A 17499-nucleotide genomic window follows, 5' to 3' on the forward strand; every position below is an offset into this window, starting at 1 on the left:
AAAAAACCGGGGCTGTTGCTCCGGTTTTTTTGTATCTGGTATTTTTAGTCTTAGAGAGCACCCTTAACTAATTCACGCTCAACCGCCATATCAAAAATATAGGCATATTTCGATTGATCAGCTGCCGGATGCTTAATTTCAAAACGTTTGACCCGAATAATCTGCCGTTCATTTGGTGAATGCCGAAAACCTTCAATCTGATCATAGAATAAAGTCCAGTCCTTATCGACCTGAGTTTTCAGGCCATTCTGATCATATTTCACTTCTTTGACTTGCAAGCAGCTTTGTTGGGTTACGCCGGTACATTGTTTGGTATCGGGGGAAATTTCCAGAAAAATTGTTTCAGCCTGTCCTTGGTATTTGGTTTCCGGAGTCATTTTCCCGATAAATTCATAGGTTTGACCATTTGCGGCCATCAACGTCAGGGTCGGCTTGTCAGGATCTGTGGTATTGAGCGTAAAAGGAATGTCACGCTTCTGTAAAAGTTGACTGACAAAACGTTCCTGCTCCATCAATGCTGCATCACAGGCCATTTCAGTGCCTATAACTTCGCTGGTGGTGATGATATTGTTTTTGACTGACCAGGTCGTCCCGAGTCCATTACAGCCCGTCACGGCGCTCAGCCGGCCTTGAGCGTTGAAATTCAGTACAACGGGTCGTTCTAGTCCACGATTCAGTTCCCAGTAATAGGCTGGAAGAATCTGATCTGCATTTTTTTGTTGGATGGTGGCCACCGCAAGATCTCCAGCTCGTTGAATATCACTGGACTGACAGCCTGCAAAAGTTAAAGGCAATAATGCCAGCACAATAAATTTTAATTTCATGGACTTATAATGAAGTATATAAAGTTCAAACAATAATAATGGATGTATTGCAAAAAAATATGGATACATTTCGCAGCTTTGAGTTGCAAAATGTATCCATCATTAAGATTTTAGCGCTGAAGCAAGATTAATCGAAGCGGTAAATATCCATACCGAGTGAACCCATGGTGAAACTGCTATGTACCAGACTAAAACGCTGACCTGTGCCCATCGCAAAGAAAATCGGAGCAAAATGTTCTAGTGTTGGATGATTCCGCGCCATATGCGGAATATTGGACCAGTCCAGTACGGCGTCATAATCACTATGTGTCAGTTTATGCACCACAAAATTACGAAAGCCAGAAGCCCATTCGGGTACATCAGCAGCCGTTCCATCCCAAGACAGTTCCCGTAAGTTATGGGTAATACTGCCCGAACCAATCAGCAGGATTTGTTGTTCACGTAAAGGTGCCAGGCTTTGACCAATCTGATAAATTTCATCCGCACTCATCGACATGGGTAAGGAAATTTCTATCACGGGAATGTTGGCATCTGGATACATATGTAGCAGCGGCATCCATACACCATGATCACGCGGACGAGTACTGTTGGCATGTGCAGAAAAGCCGGCATTGGCCAGCAAGCCTAAGACTTTCTCGGCCAATTCAGGATTTCCCGGTGCAGGGTAGCGTAATTGATAAAGTTCAGGCGGGAAACCACGAAAATCATGCCAAGTTTCTGGGCGAATTGCGCTACTGACTTCCAACGCATCACTTTCCCAATGCGCAGACATCACAATAATCGCTTCCGGGCGTGGCAGATTTTCGCTCAAACGATGCAAGGCAGGACCCACTTGCTCAGGATTCAGCGCCAGCATAGGAGAGCCATGAGAAATAAATAAGCCGGGCAACGTTTGTAAGTTCATAAGTCAAACCACATCTGGAAGATGCCTCAATAATGCATGAAAAATAGAAATAAGAGCAGAAGAGATTATTCAACAAAACGTTGCATATAAAGAACGCTTCAGCAAAATCATTAGCCTGCTCGGTGATAAGGATGGTTGTTATTGATGCTCATGGCACGATAAAGCTGCTCGATCAGCATCACACGTACCAGAGGATGCGGCAGAGTTAACTTGGAAAGTGACCAGTGCCATGCAGCAGCTTTACGCACGGCTTCTGAGTGACCATCCGGTCCACCAATTGCAAGTGCTACATCATTGCCTTCCAGCATCCAGCCTTTCATGGTTTCAGCCAGTTTCTCGGTACTGAATTCGCGTCCGCCCACTTCTAGTGCAATCAGGGTTTCATTCTGCTTGAGCGCATTTAAAATGCTGTCGCCCTCAATATTGCGGTATTTCAGAATATCCGCTTCAGAATCATTTTTCCCGCGCTTGGCCATCGGCAGTTCAATAATCTGGGTCTGTACAAAAGGCTGAATACGTTTGAAATAATCTTCAAAACCAGTCAGCACCCACGCTGGCATTTTTTGACCAATGGTCAGGATACGGATTTTCATACAGACAGATCAATAATTGGATACCTCATTATAACGATCAAACAACATGAAGTTGAGCAGGGAAACAAATTGAAATTGAAATGAGAGATTTAGTGTTGCTTTAATGTCCTTAGTTCAAGTATCCGCTTGATAAAGGAATGGAATAATAATAAATGCGGAACAGTGTCATGATAAAAGGATGTTGTACTGTGCTGCTGTTACTGATAGGCCTCATGGGGCCTAGTTTCTGTGCAGCCAATTCGAGCAAAAATGCTCAGGTTTCTCATCTGGAATTATTTTTTAGCCAGATCATGAGTGTCGATGAATACCGAAATTATAAAAATCTGAAAGAGCTGAATCAGGTATCTGCCTGGATTAAAGGACAGATGCAGCGCTTTGGTATTCCATGCCAGTTTCAGGTTTATGTGGTCAATAACCTGAGTTACCGAAATGTCATCTGTAATTTGGATACTCAAGCAAAGACCAAAATGGTGATGGGAGCGCATTATGATGTCTTTAGTACCCAAAAAGGTGCCGATAATAATGCCTCAGGGGTAGCGGGTTTACTGGAAACGGCAAGACTACTCGCTTTGCAAAAATCCAAGCTCCAACATGATGTCGAATTTGCTTTCTATACGCTAGAAGAGCCGCCTTTTTTCAAGACAGAACATATGGGCAGTTATATGCATGCCAAGTCTTTAAAAAAGCAGAAGCAGAAAATTAAGGGCGTGGTGATTCTGGATTCGATTGGTTATTTTGATGAACATCAGGTGCAGAGCTATCCGGTGGGATTAAAGTGGATTTATCCACGACATGGTAACTTTATTGCCGCGATTGGGCATTTAGCCTCAACTGGCCTGACTGGAGATTATTGTGATGCCATGCAGCGTTTTAACCGTCTGGAGTGTCAACGCTTTGTTAGCCCAAGTTTTGCTCAGGATATGAATTTCTCTGGCTATCTGAATTATGCCAAATTCAACTATTCGACCATGTTGATTACCGATACTGCGAATTATCGTAATCCTTATTACAATACCGAATTGGATACTTTAGACAAGCTTGATCTGAACAAGATGACTCATGTGATTGATGGATTGGTTACGATGGCACTACAGCCATAATTCAGTTGTTTTATTCAATAACTCAATAAAAAACCCTGCCGAAGCAGGGTATTTTATACGAAACATCAAGTCTTAATGACGCGCTGCTTTCGCTTCTTCTTTGGTTTTCACAATTGGTGCTTTAACCAAGGCTTTTGGCAAAGAGGTCAGTGCCAGCGGTAAAATCTCATCAATCGATTTTACGGCTTTAATTTCTAGACCTTCTTTGACATTTTCTGGAATTTCCGCCAGGTCACGTACGTTTTCCTGTGGAATGAATACCAGCTTGATGCCACCACGATGGGCTGCCAAAAGTTTCTCTTTCAAGCCACCGATACGCAGCGCACGACCGCCCAGACTGGTTTCACCTGTCATCGCGATATCCGGACGAATCGGGATACCCGTGAAAGCAGATACCAATGCTGTAGTCAAAGCCAAACCTGCCGATGGACCATCTTTCGGTGTTGCGCCTTCAGGTAAATGCACATGCACGTCGGTTTCTTCAAAGCGCGAGGCTTCGATGCCGAGTTCATCCGCACGGGTACGCACTACAGTCATCGCAGCGGTAATCGATTCTTTCATGACATCGCCAAGAGAACCGGTGGTAATGAACTTGCCTTTACCTGGGACTGCTGCAACTTCAATGGTCAGTAATTCACCGCCGACAGAAGTCCAAGCCAGACCATTTACACGGCCAATTTGCGCTTCTTCTTCCGCCATACCGTAGTCAAATTTATGTGGACCCAAGTAATCTGGAAGATTTCCTGCGGTCACTTCAACCTGAAGGTTTTTGGCTTTCTTGCTAACCGCTTCTTTTACCACTTTACGTGCAATTTTTGACACTTCACGTTCAAGGTTACGAACACCGGCTTCACGGGTATAACGGCGCACGATGTCACGAATCGCCTCTTCATGCACGGTCAATTCTTTGGCACGTAGACCATTGTTCTTGATTGCTTTAGGAACAAGGTAACGATCCGCAATATTGACTTTCTCTTCTTCGGTATAACCCGGGAGACGAATCACTTCCATACGGTCGAGCAGGGCCTCAGGAATGTTCATGCTGTTCGCGGTACAGATAAACATCACTTCAGACAGGTCCAGATCCAAATCCAGATAGTGATCGCTGAACTTGTTGTTTTGTGATGGATCAAGTACCTCAAGCATCGCAGAAGCCGGATCGCCACGGTAGTCTTGCGCCATCTTGTCGATTTCATCGAGCAGGAACAACGGGTTTTTTACACCCACTTTAGTCAATGACTGCACAATTTTACCTGGCATCGCACCGATATAGGTACGACGGTGACCGCGAATTTCCGCTTCATCACGCACGCCGCCCAGTGCCATACGCACGAACTCACGACCAGTTGCTTTGGCAATTGATTCACCGAGTGAAGTTTTACCCACACCTGGAGGACCAACCAGACACAGAATCGGGCCACGCAATTTTTTCACGCGTGACTGAACTGCCAGATATTCCACAATACGATCTTTGACGTCGTCCAGACCATAATGGTCTGCATCCAGAATTTCCTGTGCTTTGCTCAGGTTAATGCTGACTTTGCTGGCTTTATTCCATGGTGTATCCAGAATGACTTCCAGATAGTTACGTACCACAGCAGCTTCACTTGAAGCAGGCTGCATCGCTTTTAATTTACGGAATTCAGCTTCTGCTTTTTTACGTACATGCTCAGGCAAATCTGCTTCAGCCAGACGTTTTTCAATTTCAGCGACATCGTCTTCCGCACCGCCATTCATATCAGAAAGCTCGCGCTGAATGACTTTCATTTTTTCATTCAGGAAATATTCGCGCTGGTTCTTTTCCATCTGACGTTTAACAGAATCATGCAGGGTTTGCTCAATCTGTTGTTCTTCAGACTGTTGCAATAGATAAGTCATCAGCTCAGTCAAATGCGCTTCGAATTCGTCATGTTCCAGGAATTTCTGTTTGACATCAATATTCAAGGGAACACGGGTTGCGACGAAGAACAATAACTGTAATAGATCTTCAATTTTGTTGGCTGCGGTGATCAGTTCACGCGCATTACGAAGTTTCGCTTCTGCATATTGAGCGAAAAGCGCACGTAATTCCTGCAAGCGCACAGCTTGGGTGTCTGCATCGACGCTCACCGTCATTGGGCTGAGTTCATGCTCTGCTGTCAGATACTCAGTTTCGTCAATGATAGTTTTCAGCTTGGCACGGTGCAGGCCTTCGATCAGGACTTTAATACAGTTTTCATCATTTTCGTGATTCACAACTTGCACAATCTTCGCGACAGTACCGTATTGATATAAATTGTCGTGATCAATTTCTTCTGTAAGCGAATCTTTTTGCGCAACTACAAATACTAGATTGTCACTGTTACGAGCCACATCAACTGCATTGATCGATTTTTCACGACCGACAAACAGCGCAATTTGCATATGTGGATAAACCACCACATCACGCAGCGCCAAAAGGGGTAGTACACTTGGAACCTGAGGCTCTAAGGTTTCTTGATTCATAATAATTTCAGACATGAGCACTCCTAATGAGTGACAACGGTGTTGCCATGCTTTTAATAGTGATGGGTAATTTAAAAAATACAAGGGCAGTTAAGATTAAATTGTATAAAAAATGACTAATTATGTGATTTTAAAGTAGTTAGCAAGGATAAAATTGCAAAATTAACGTTTGAACTTTATAAATATTGTCGGGGTGATTAAAGCATCAAGGGGCTGATCCCATGGTTCACGTTTTAACGGCTGTGCCAGCAGTTGAAAGTCATGTGCCAGCCCCAGACGGAACGGACGCCCAGGCGCAGAAGCCAAGGTACGATCATAAAAACCGCCGCCCATCCCAATCCGTGTGCCTGAAGTATCACAGGCCAATAGCGGCATGAGTAATAAATCCAGGTTGGAAACATGCACACCACGGGTGCTCATGGGCTCTCGCATACCTAGCCGATGATGGGCAAAGCGCTTGTTATGATATTGATGCTGGGTGATCCGGATCCAGACCAGCTGTTGATTCATGTCGCAAATCGCTGGGAGATACACCTGTTTGCCCAGTTTAAAGCAGCGTTCAATAATCGCCTGGGTCTGAATCTCCCCAAAAGCATGCAAATACAGGCCAATATGTTGGGCGTGAATAAATTCTGGACTGCGGATCAGGCGGTTTAGAACTTTTTGTGCGGACTGCCTTTGCTCAAATTTAGAGAGATGACGACGTGTTTTACGAAGGTATCTTCTTAATTCCTGAATGGTCATAGGGCAAAAAGCATATGCAACAAAATTGTGCTCTAGTCTAAGTGGGAATTCTGGAAAAGTAAAAAATAATTATGAGCTGCAATTTTATATTATTCCATATCTGCTTATTTAAATTTCGGCTAATTTTGCCAGCAGTCTCAAAGTTAAAAAACTAAAAAAGTATTTATATCACTAATTTTTTTAATATCTCGAAACGGTCAATTCATTTTCTTTGATTCACGATTTTCCAAGCAATCCATCGTTCAGTGACAAACTCTGGAAACGCATCAATTTAAGCACTTTGAAACAGCTTTCGATCAATAAAAATACAATTCTAAAGTAGGTTTATTCTGTTTTTTGGTGAAAGATAGACAAGGGATCATATGACTATTCTCGACTGATATATGAAACACATTGTGCTTAGGCAGAGCGTGTAAGACCTAAATCAATGGAGATTGAACATGATGAATATTGCGAAGAACACCATCTGCCTTTGGTACGATGACGATGCCGAAGGTGCAGCACGATTTTATGCAGAAACCTTTCCAGACTCCTCAGTTGGCGCGATCAATCTTGCACCCGGAGATTATCCCTCCGGAAAAGAAGGCGATGTTATCACCGTTGAATTTACGGTGATGGGCGTTGTCTGCATCGGGTTGAATGGTGGCCCTGACTTTCAACACAATGAAGCATTTTCATTTCAGGTGGCGACTGAAGACCAAGAAGAAACAGACCGTTACTGGAATGCCATTATTGGCAATGGTGGTCAGGAAAGTGAGTGTGGATGGTGTAAAGACAAGTGGGGCATTTCCTGGCAGATTACGCCAGTGGTCCTCATCAACGCCTGTAACAGTCTTGACCGCGCTGCGGCCAAGCGCGCATTTAATGCGATGATGACCATGAAAAAAATTGACATCTCCGTGATCGAAGCGGCATTTCATGGTTAAGCGCCAAAGATATTGTCTTTCATTCGAGTTGATATTGCTGTGTAGCGCAATTTCACTGCAATAGTTAAATCTTCTCCTTTCTTTTTATCAACTCAAATTATCCCTCAACTCTATAAGGATCCGTTACAAAAATTTCAGATCAATCCAACTTGATTTGAACCTAAATCCAATTTCTTCATGATGATTCAAGGAGAATGTGCCATGAATTTTCCTCAATTACTGTTTATGGCGGGATGGGTCGCCCTGTCTGCACCTGCCGCTTTAGCCGTTGAACCGCCCATGTCGGGCAAAGCTAGCTCAGGTGCAGCTTCCTCTGCCGCCGATAAGAAAGCCATTGCAAGTGCCATGACTGCCGCACCTAAAAAAGTAGCCGCTGCGGCCACGATTGTCGCTGTCGGTGCAGATGGCAAAATGCGTACCTTGCGCAAGGGCAATAATGGGTTTACCTGTATGCCTGATAATCCGACTACGCCAGGTCCAGACCCAATGTGTATGGATCAGGCCGCTCTAGAATGGGCAGAGGCCTGGATGGGACATAAACCGCCCACAGTCGGGAAAGTAGGCTTTATGTATATGCTGGCAGGTGGTACGGATGCCAGTAATGTTGATCCCTATGCCAAGAAGCCTAGTGCGGGCAATCATTGGGTCAAAACGGGTCCCCATGTCATGATCGTCGGTGCTGAAGCTCGTTTCTATGATATGTATCCTAAGCATAAGCAACCGGATACCGCTTTGCCCTATGTCATGTGGTCTGGGACGCCTTATCAGCACTTAATGATCCCGGTGAAATAGTGAATACCGTAATGACGAATACACGCTGATTCAAACCTTTCAATTCAGGTATTTAATACACTCAATTTTTATGACTGTACTAAGCTACAAATAGAATAGTTCACTTAGAAGCTCATCAACAGATGGGCTTTTATATGAGCATTGCAAAAGTTGAGATGATGCAGATTATACAATATGAGTTGCAGAATAATTTTTGCACTGAATTGAAAACAGGCTGAACCAAAAACAACCATCCAATGAAATTCTTCCCAATTTATACATCTTAAATTTTGTTAATATATTGAAAATAAAATAAAAATTAAACTGGCATAAGTTCTGCATAACTGTATTCAAACTTGGATACAAGGTTGGATGCAGAATGCTTCATCAGAAAATGATCGGCTGGACAGTCCCAGCATGCCGCGATGCCGATCAGCAAAAAATGCTTCCACTGAATAACTTGGCTCAATTCATTGCCCGACTTGAGGGGAATGAACCTGCCTGGATTTCGGTTAGGACTGCTGCATATCTTATTCAAACAAAAATCGATGCATTTAAAAAAGCTGTATTTGCGGAAGGTATGCATCAAAGGCTACGACAGAGAGCAGTGAACATAGTCGATAGCGGGTTTATATACAGCAGCTGAATCAGAAAACAACGAAATAAATCCATTCAGCAGATTCAAAAAATAGAGAGAATAAAAGGGGATTCACATGTTTAAAACTGTACTGATTGCAAACCGCGGCGAAATTGCCGTTCGTGCCATTCGCACATTAAAAAAAATGGGCGTAACCAGTATAGCCGTCTATTCAGAAACGGACCGTTATGCACAGCATGTGATTAATGCAGATATTGCAGTGTCCTTAGAAGGTACTAAACCGAGTGATACCTATTTAAGTATTGAAAAGCTGATTGCCGCAGCCAAGAATACCGGGGCCGAAGCAATTTTCCCAGGTTATGGTTTTCTGTCAGAAAGTGCTGACTTTGCCCGTGCCTGCGAAGAAAATAATATTGCCTTTATGGGGCCAACAGCTGAACAGATTTTAGAGTTTGGTTTAAAACATCGTGCCCGTGAACTTGCTGCAGCTGCCAATGTACCCATGACTCCCGGTACAGGTCTGCTAAATAGTCTGGACGAAGCTTTGGCAGAAGCTGAAAAAATTGGTTATCCAATTATGCTAAAAAGCACAGCAGGCGGTGGCGGAATTGGCTTGACCCGTTGTGATGATGCAGACGCACTTCGGGAGGCTTATGAAAGTGTAAAACGTCTGGGCGAGCAGTTCTTTAAAGATGCCGGAGTATTTTTAGAACGCTTTATCGATAAAGCCCGTCATGTCGAAGTTCAGATTTTTGGAGATGGACAGGGACAGGTGGTGGCTTTGGGCGAGCGTGACTGTTCACTGCAGCGCCGTAATCAGAAGGTTGTGGAAGAAACCCCAGCGGCTCATTTACATGATGCAACCCGTCAAAAACTGCATCAGGCGGCAGTTGAACTGGGTAAATCGGTGAAATATCGCAGTGCCGGTACGGTTGAGTTTATTTACGATGCAGCACGTGACGAGTTTTATTTCCTTGAAGTGAATACCCGTTTGCAGGTAGAGCATCCGGTGACTGAAATGGTGACCGGTTTAGACCTGATTGAATGCATGTTGAAAATCGCAGCAGGCGATACTATGGATTGGAAGCATCTAAGCAGTATTCAGCCTCAGGGTGCAGCGATTGAAGTACGAATCTATGCCGAAGATCCAGTTAAGAATTTCCAGCCGAGTCCAGGGATTTTGACCGATGTCTTTTTCCCGGAAAACGTCCGGGTTGATACCTGGGTGAGTACCGGTACTGAAATTTCCCAATATTTTGACCCAATGATTGCCAAGATTATTGTGCATGCTGAAGATCGTGATACTGCCATTCGTACGCTTAAATCGGCTTTAGCTGAAACTCGCCTGAATGGTATTAGTACCAATCTGGATTATATGCATACTGTTATTTCAGATCCACGTTTTGAGCAAATGCAAATCTGGACACGCATGCTGGATGATTTCAAATATGTGCCGAATGTGATTGAGGTGATTCAGCCGGGTACACAAAGTTCGATTCAGGATTATCCGGGTCGTGTCGGGTATTGGGATATCGGTGTACCGCCTTCAGGCCCAATGGATGATTATGCCTTCCGGCTGGCCAATAAAATTGTTGGGAATGTCGAGGCCGCCGCCGGGTTTGAATTTACCCTGCAAGGTCCAATCCTCAAATTTCATGCAGAAAATATCATTGCTTTAACTGGCGCACCTTGTCCGGTAAGTCTGGATGATGAAGCAGTAAATTTCTGGCAGCCTATTCAGGTAAAAGCAGGACAAACCCTAAAAATCGGACAGGTGGAATCCGGCTGCCGGACCTACTTGGCCGTACGAAATGGTCTGAATGTATCGGAATACTTAGGTAGCCGTTCTACCTTTGCTTTAGGTAATTTTGGTGGACATGCAGGCCGAGTGTTACGGGCTGGTGACATGGTTAAGATGGTGAATCCTGAGCTGCCGGCCGATGGTCTACCTTTAGCGATTGCAGAACCTGAAGTTTTGGCAACAGATCTGATTCCAAGTTATGGCAAGGAATGGAAAATTGGTGTGCTCTATGGTCCGCATGGCGCTCCTGATTTCTTTAAAGCTGAATATATTGAGGAGTTTTTTGCATCAAGCTGGAAAGTGCATTTTAACTCGAACCGATTGGGTATCCGTTTAACCGGACCGACGCCAAGCTGGGCGCGTGAAAATGGCGGTGAAGCGGGTCTGCATCCATCCAATGTACATGACTGTGAATATGCCATTGGTGCGATTAACTTTACCGGTGATTTCCCCGTAATTCTTGCCAAAGATGGTCCGAGCCTGGGTGGCTTTGTCTGTCCGGTGACCATTGCCAAAGCTGAACTTTGGAAAATTGGTCAACTGAAAGCCGATGACACGATTAGCTTCTATCCAATTTCGGTAGAACAGGCCAATGCGCTGGAGCGGCAGCAAATTCAAACCCTCCAAAACTTTGCCAAGGCAGAGATGCCCTACGAGGCTGAAGTCGTGGCAGTTCAAGCAGAAAGTATTCTGGCATTGCGTGAAGCTACACCAGATGCACCAAAAGCTGTATATCGTCAGGCAGGTGACAGTTATATCTTGCTGGAATACGGTGATAACGTACTGGATTTGGCCCTACGCCTGCGCGTACACCGCTTGATGCAACTGATCCGTGAAGCTGATCTTGACGGTATCCTGGAATTATCACCTGGTGTGCGATCCTTGCAGATTAAATATGATGGTCTGCGTTTGAGCCAGCAGCAACTGATTCACTTCCTGCTTGGTCTTGAAGAACAGATGGGTGATTTACGTGACATTAAAATACCTTCAAGAATTATCCATTTACCCATGGCCTTTGAGGATTCAGCGACTTTGGGTGCGGTAGAACGCTATCAGGAAAGCGTCTGTGCCAAAGCGCCATGGTTACCGAATAATGTCGATTTTATTCAGAGGATTAATGGTCTAAACACTCGTCAGCAAGTTAAAGACATTATTTTTGATGCCAATTATCTGATTTTAGGGCTAGGAGATGTGTATCTGACTGCACCTTGTGCAGTGCCCATTGATCCTCGCCACCGTTTACTGAGCTCCAAATATAATCCGGCCCGTACTTTTACCGCTGAAGGTACAGTCGGGATTGGTGGCATGTATATGTGTATTTATGGCATGGACTCACCGGGTGGCTATCAGTTGATTGGCCGTACCGTACCGATCTGGAATAAGTTTAAAAAGAACAAGCAGTTTGGCGATCAGCAATGGTTCTTACGCTTTTTTGACCAGATTAAATATTATGAGGCCACTGAGGCCGAACTGGATCAGTTCCGTGCTGATTTCGCCCATGGTCTGGCAGAAATCAAAATTGAGGAATGCGAGTTTGACTTTGCAGCATATCAGGATTTCCTTGCTGCAGAACAGGACAGCATTGCTGCTTTTAAAGCGCAGCAGCAGGCTGCTTTTAGTGCCGAGGTAGAACGCTGGAAAGACGAGTTTGATGCACCTGTAGAAATAGAAGTGCTGCAGGATGACACCGATTACAGCCAGTATGTCCCTCTCAACGCCTCTATGACCGGCAATATCTGGAAGATTTTTGTAGAAGCGGGGCAGATTGTGAAAAAAGGCGACACGGTGGCCATCATTGAAGCCATGAAAATGGAACTGCCGGTCTATGCTGACGATGATGGTATCGTTAAAGCGATTATCTGCCGTTCTGGTCAGACCGTGCATAGTGGTGAGCCACTGGTCTATATGGAGTAATGGAGTGAGCCATGACTATTGTTCGCAATCCAAGTACTAAAGCGACCGGAAAAAGCTCAGACAATCTGTCTGAGCTGGTTTTTCAGAAAATTAAAAATGATATTTTTGACTTTAAACTGATGCCGGGAGAGCGGTTTACCGAATCGGAAATTGCTGAAAGCTATGCCGTCAGCCGTACACCTATTCGGCAAGCTTTGTATCGTTTGCAGCAGGAAGGCTATGTGGACGTTCAGTTTAGAAGTGGCTGGAAGGTCCGGCCACTAAACTTTAAAGCCTATGAAGAGTTATATGATCTGCGAATTTTGCTGGAATGTTATGCAGTCGAACAACTGTGTCTAATGCCCAAAGACCAGTTGCAGGTTGCCCTAGCTGTTTTGATTCAAACCTGGTGTGTTCAACCAGAACAGTATGTCTATGATCTCAGGGAGCTATCTGCACAAGATGAAGCATTTCATTGTCATTTGGTATTTGCAGCCGGCAATGCAGAAATGGCGAAAATTCACAGTGAGATCAGCGAGAAAATTCGCATCATACGCCGTCTGGATTTTTCCAAAGATTATCGGATTGAGGCCACCTATGCCGAACATCAACAGATTTTAAGGGGATTACTTGCACAAGATGCAGCGTTCTGTCTCTCTATATTGGATGCCCATATCCGGCACAGCCGTAATGAGGTGAAAAAAATTACACTGGAAATGTTATCCTCTAGTCCTGCGTAAGTTAATCAGGATAAATTTATTTTATAGCAAGAAAAATATCAGACCTGACTTAAAATTGATAACCAATTCATAACCAGAAAAAACAAGAACCCGCTAGTGGCATCTCAAATTGTTTTTTAAAGTAAGTTGAGGATGATAATAACAAGAGATAAAAATGCTTCATCAGCCTATTCAACTTTTACTTACAGGTGCCGGCTGTGCACTTCTCCTAACCATGACTGGATGTACCATACCTTCCAAGTCGCCAATCAATGACAGTTATGGTTCCCAGCCACATTTGCCCAAACCAAAATCAAGCTTGCTGCCTACGGTCAATATTGCACCTGCTAAAGGTTGGCCTGAAGGTAAAATGCCGACAACAGCGACAGGTTTAAAAGTTCAGGCATTTGCCAAAGGGTTGCAGCATCCGCGCTGGCTGTATGTATTGCCGAATGGTGATGTACTGGTGGCTGAAACCGATGCACCGCCTAAGCCCGATGACAGCAAAGGGATCAAAGGCAAAATCATGAAATGGGTGATGCAACGTGCAGGTTCATCGCACCCCAGTGCCAACCGCATCAGTCTGCTTCGCGATAGCAATGGAGATGGGGTGGCTGAACAAAAAATCGTATTTTTACAGAATCTCAATTCTCCATTTGGCATGGCACTGGTCGGCAATATGTTGTATGTGGCGAATACTGATGCCCTAATGCGCTTTCCTTATCAGAACGGTGCGACTCAAATTACAGCAGCCGGTACCAAGGTGCTGGATTTACCGGCAGGCCGTTTAAACCATCACTGGACCAAAAACGCCATTGCTAATCCTGCCGGCAGCAAACTCTATATTACAGTGGGTTCCAACAGCAATGTCGCTGAAAATGGCCTGGATCAAGAACAAGGCCGGGCACTGATCATGGAATTTGACATAGCTAGTGCTCAAGCACGACCTTTTGCTACCGGACTGCGTAATCCGAATGGGATGGATTGGCAACCCCAGAGTGGCGCACTCTGGACGGTGGTAAATGAACGTGATGAACTCGGTAATGATCTGGTTCCTGATTATCTGACCTCTGTCAAAGAGGGCGCTTTTTATGGCTGGCCCTATAGTTATTATGGCCAACATGTAGATACACGGGTCAAACCGCAAAATCCTGCCCAGGTTGTGCGGGCAATTTCACCGGATTATGCATTGGGCAATCATACTGCATCATTGGGCTTGGCTTTCTATAGGGCAGATCTGATGCCTCAATATCGAAATGGGGCGCTGATTGGCCAGCATGGTTCATGGAACCGCAAACCGCATAGTGGCTATAAAGTGATTTTTGTTCCCTTTCAGAATGGGCAACCGATGGGCCCACCTCAAGATGTCTTGACTGGATTTTTAAGTGATCAGGGCGATGCATATGGGCGACCGGTCGGTGTGGCGGTAGATTCTTCAGGTGCCATTTTGGTTGCTGATGATGTCGGTGATGTGATTTGGCGAGTATCACCCTTGAGTACACTAGCTGCAGTAAGTAAATAAAGGTCTAGGGATTCAAGATTTTATTCAGATTTGAATCTATGGAAAGTAAAAGTTAAAGCAAAGACTGTTTCATTCAAACGTCAATATTTTGATTGAAAATATGCAAAGGTTAGCGGATTTAAAATAATTTTTAAGCTTCATTTAAGCTGGCTGAATTAGGCTTTCAGGATATTTTTACGCGGGATTACAGCATGTACAGAGATTCTGCTGATCCCATTAAAAATTATCTAAACCTAAGTACCAGTTTTAAGTGCTGCTAAAAACTGGATATAAAAATTTAAAATATCGCAAAAAGAGGATTTTAAAGAGTGAAATCAATTATTGCATTTATTTTCCCTTGGTCATTATTTATGACCCTTCATCGGCCAGTCGAAGCGACAGTGTGCTTAATACTTCAGATTTCGATTTTAGGCTGGATTCCTGCTGCAATCTGGGCGATGCATACTTTATATCAGGATAAAATAGCCTGAAAATAGGAAAATAAATTACTGAAAGATTATTTGATTTGACGGCAGTAAAAGCTCTATATTTTTATAGCGAAAGATTATTTTCACCTTCCAGATGATGAATACATCGATAAAATGAATCTAGAGGAATGTTCGAGAGAAATACTACAAAATTAAAATAAGAGAAAATTCAGGAAAAATTATTATTATATTTTGAAAAAGAAATTGAAGTACTCCGAAGATGCCGCTGCATGTGTCATTACCCTGAACCCGATGAGTTCAAGGAGGATGCGACGTATACTTGCTGGGTTTCCCATACGGAGATGGGCATACACTCTAAATATACAGAACACACCCATAAGTGTTAGTATCGGCAGGGGAATAGACCCGCTGGCGAACACCTCAGAGTTAAGTTAATTATAAACAATAATCCCGGTGTGGCAACTCTATGCTGTTCATGAACTGTAAACAGTTCGGTCGAATGTCCGAAGTTTAAACAGAATTCGAGATTATTCAGTTAGTTCTTCAACTTCTTCTAAAATAGTTTGTAACAAACGCTCGCAATGTGCATATTGTTGCAGGGATCTGTTCATATTCAAGACCTCCTGCATCAGCTCAAGTGCCACCATAATAATCAGCTTGCTGGGTTCCATGCGTGGCGCTTTACGGCGAAATTCATCATATTTGTCATTTAATAACTGTGCTGCGCGTTCTAATTCTTCCTGCTTGTCAGGAGTAGAGGCCAGACGGAAACTATGCCCCAATACTCTGAGATCAATTGCAATTTGTTCACTCATGATGAGGCTTCCTCAGTCGCTTCAGTCGGATGGGCCAGTTGTTGAATTTCCTGTGCATGATGATCCTGCGCAGTACCGAGAATCGCTAGACGTTGAATAATCGCTTCAACCTTGGCTTTGGCATTTTCATTTTTCTGGGTTAAGCGTTCAGATTCCTGAGTCAGACGCTGAATTTCCTGCTGAGCATGACGCTGTTCAAGGATCATCTTTTCCTTAACTATGCGCAGCTCATTGCGTTCAGCCAGAATTTCCTGAAAACGGTTTTTTAGGTCGGTACAGCTTTTTTCCAGACGGCCATAACGGTCTGCCAGTGCAGTTGCATCATTATTGAGCAGTTGAAATTGGGCACGAGAATCCGTCAATTGTTCTGTCAGATTTTCATTTTCTTGTTGTTTTTGCGCAATCACGCTATTTTTTTGTTCAATTTGCTGTCGATGTTGCATCATTGAAGAGTCTTGCTCTTCGCGCAAACTGGAATTTTCACTTTCAAGCCGTGCAAGTCGCGTTTTTAACACGCCGATCTGCACTTGTAGACGCTGTAATTCTTCTAACATATCGAGGTCGCACAGTGTTGCAAACAAAGGTAATATATAAGCAGTATAAAGATTGGATAAACGAATGCAAGACGATATTTCAGGTTGGACCGAATGGCACCGCAATTTTTCTTCAATTGAGGAAATTTCTAGCCCTAGCGAACTACATGGTTTGCTGACTGGCATTGTTTGTGTCACCCAGGCGCCAAGCAGTGAAGAGTGGTTACAGATTTTAGAAACACTGGATGTACCTGAACTGGATGCCGAAGCATTAGAGTTGTTGGCGGGCGAAGCTGAAGATGTGTTCCATGCATTGTCTGAAGATGAGCTGGATTATTTACCTTTGCTGCCTGATGATGAGCATGTGCTTTCAGAACGCGTACAGGCTCTGGCGGACTGGTGTGCAGGCGTGGTCTTAGGTTTCGGACTGGCTTCAGGACATATCCGTCAGGATGAAGTTGAGCTGATTGAACATTTACAAGATGTAGCCGCAGTTGAATTTGAAGACTCAGACGATGATGATGAAGGTGAAGAAAGCTATCAGGAATTGTACGAATTTGTGCGTCTGATTCCTGTCAGTCTGTCTTTAGGGCGTAAAAAGGTCGAAGTTGAAGAAACGCCCCTCTTACAGCAATTTAGTCAAAAAAATCAGCCTAAAGTCGCTACTACAGAAGCGCAAAGTGTAGTCGAGATTTTCTCGCCTAAACGTCCAAGCTGATGAAATGCTGAGGTGAGTCATCACCTGCTTGAAATCAGGCATATATTTTGCTGTTTACAGTGAAATCTATAGTCTGATTTCAAGACTATATTCTAAATACAAGTATTGATCGATAAGAAAGAAGTA

General features: G+C 44.0%; 16 protein-coding genes and 1 other RNA gene. 9 read left to right on the top strand and 8 right to left on the bottom strand.

Features of this window, described 5'->3' with window-relative positions; genetic code table 11:
* Positions 1-50: 50 nt before the first annotated feature.
* The 3 genes from NI465_RS00765 to rlmH all read right to left on the bottom strand — a co-directional run bounded on the left by NI465_RS00765 (position 51) and on the right by rlmH (position 2321).
* Positions 51-824 (bottom strand): META and DUF4377 domain-containing protein, encoded by a 774-nt coding sequence (locus NI465_RS00765; RefSeq protein WP_253143903.1) that lies wholly within the window; start codon positions 822-824, stop codon positions 51-53.
* 127 nt (positions 825-951) lie between these two features.
* Positions 952-1728 (bottom strand): DODA-type extradiol aromatic ring-opening family dioxygenase, encoded by a 777-nt coding sequence (locus NI465_RS00770; RefSeq protein WP_253143905.1) that lies wholly within the window; start codon positions 1726-1728, stop codon positions 952-954.
* A 110-nt stretch (positions 1729-1838) separates the two neighbouring features.
* Positions 1839-2321 (bottom strand): 23S rRNA (pseudouridine(1915)-N(3))-methyltransferase RlmH, encoded by a 483-nt coding sequence (gene rlmH / locus NI465_RS00775; RefSeq protein WP_004646335.1) that lies wholly within the window; start codon positions 2319-2321, stop codon positions 1839-1841.
* 167 nt (positions 2322-2488) lie between these two features.
* Between rlmH and NI465_RS00780 the strand changes: the two genes are divergently transcribed.
* Positions 2489-3421, top strand: coding sequence for a M28 family peptidase (locus NI465_RS00780; RefSeq protein WP_253143907.1), 933 nt, complete (start codon positions 2489-2491; stop codon positions 3419-3421).
* A 72-nt stretch (positions 3422-3493) separates the two neighbouring features.
* Here NI465_RS00780 and lon read toward each other — a convergent pair whose 3' ends face one another.
* A complete protein-coding gene (gene lon / locus NI465_RS00785) occupies positions 3494-5920 on the bottom strand; it encodes an endopeptidase La (protein WP_004279497.1) in 2427 nt (808 codons plus the stop codon).
* A 147-nt stretch (positions 5921-6067) separates the two neighbouring features.
* A complete protein-coding gene (locus tag NI465_RS00790) occupies positions 6068-6649 on the bottom strand; it encodes a 5-formyltetrahydrofolate cyclo-ligase (RefSeq protein ID WP_071850612.1) in 582 nt (193 codons plus the stop codon).
* 443 nt (positions 6650-7092) lie between these two features.
* Here NI465_RS00790 and NI465_RS00795 point away from each other — a divergent pair, with 443 nt between their 5' ends.
* The 7 genes from NI465_RS00795 (at position 7093) to NI465_RS00825 (ending at position 15349) form a co-directional block, all read left to right on the top strand.
* A complete protein-coding gene (locus NI465_RS00795; protein WP_253144095.1) occupies positions 7093-7575 on the top strand; it encodes a VOC family protein in 483 nt (160 codons plus the stop codon).
* Positions 7576-7776: 201 nt separating this feature from the next.
* Positions 7777-8367: a hypothetical protein gene (locus NI465_RS00800; protein ID WP_219309840.1), complete on the top strand. Its 591-nt coding sequence runs from the start codon at positions 7777-7779 to the stop codon at positions 8365-8367.
* Positions 8368-8725: 358 nt separating this feature from the next.
* Positions 8726-8992 (top strand): hypothetical protein, encoded by a 267-nt coding sequence (locus tag NI465_RS00805; protein ID WP_253143909.1) that lies wholly within the window; start codon positions 8726-8728, stop codon positions 8990-8992.
* A 67-nt stretch (positions 8993-9059) separates the two neighbouring features.
* Positions 9060-12659, top strand: a complete 3600-nt coding sequence (gene uca / locus NI465_RS00810) for an urea carboxylase (protein ID WP_253143911.1) — start codon at positions 9060-9062, stop codon at positions 12657-12659.
* Between the two features lie 11 nt (positions 12660-12670).
* Positions 12671-13378: a GntR family transcriptional regulator gene (locus NI465_RS00815; protein ID WP_253143912.1), complete on the top strand. Its 708-nt coding sequence runs from the start codon at positions 12671-12673 to the stop codon at positions 13376-13378.
* 214 nt (positions 13379-13592) lie between these two features.
* The gene (locus NI465_RS00820; RefSeq protein ID WP_435575054.1) at positions 13593-14879 is read left to right on the top strand and encodes a PQQ-dependent sugar dehydrogenase; all 1287 of its coding nucleotides are present in this window, start codon (positions 13593-13595) and stop codon (positions 14877-14879) included.
* A gap of 308 nt (positions 14880-15187) precedes the next feature.
* A complete protein-coding gene (locus NI465_RS00825) occupies positions 15188-15349 on the top strand; it encodes a YqaE/Pmp3 family membrane protein (protein WP_253143917.1) in 162 nt (53 codons plus the stop codon).
* 204 nt (positions 15350-15553) lie between these two features.
* Here the strand turns inward: NI465_RS00825 and ssrS are convergent.
* The 3 genes from ssrS to NI465_RS00840 all read right to left on the bottom strand — a co-directional run bounded on the left by ssrS (position 15554) and on the right by NI465_RS00840 (position 16676).
* A non-coding RNA gene (ssrS, locus tag NI465_RS00830) (6S RNA) lies at positions 15554-15737 on the bottom strand.
* Positions 15738-15834: 97 nt separating this feature from the next.
* The gene (locus tag NI465_RS00835) at positions 15835-16122 is read right to left on the bottom strand and encodes a cell division protein ZapA (protein WP_004279505.1); all 288 of its coding nucleotides are present in this window, start codon (positions 16120-16122) and stop codon (positions 15835-15837) included.
* Entirely contained in the window at positions 16119-16676 is a 558-nt protein-coding gene (locus NI465_RS00840) for a hypothetical protein (RefSeq protein ID WP_253143918.1), read from the bottom strand. Before NI465_RS00840 ends, NI465_RS00835 begins: the two co-directional genes overlap by 4 nt.
* A 64-nt stretch (positions 16677-16740) precedes the next feature.
* Here NI465_RS00840 and NI465_RS00845 point away from each other — a divergent pair, with 64 nt between their 5' ends.
* Positions 16741-17373, top strand: a complete 633-nt coding sequence (locus NI465_RS00845) for a UPF0149 family protein (protein WP_005107470.1) — start codon at positions 16741-16743, stop codon at positions 17371-17373.
* Positions 17374-17499 lie beyond the last annotated feature (126 nt).

The organism is Acinetobacter lwoffii, from assembly GCF_024129855.1.
Taxonomy (GTDB): domain Bacteria; phylum Pseudomonadota; class Gammaproteobacteria; order Pseudomonadales; family Moraxellaceae; genus Acinetobacter; species Acinetobacter lwoffii_L.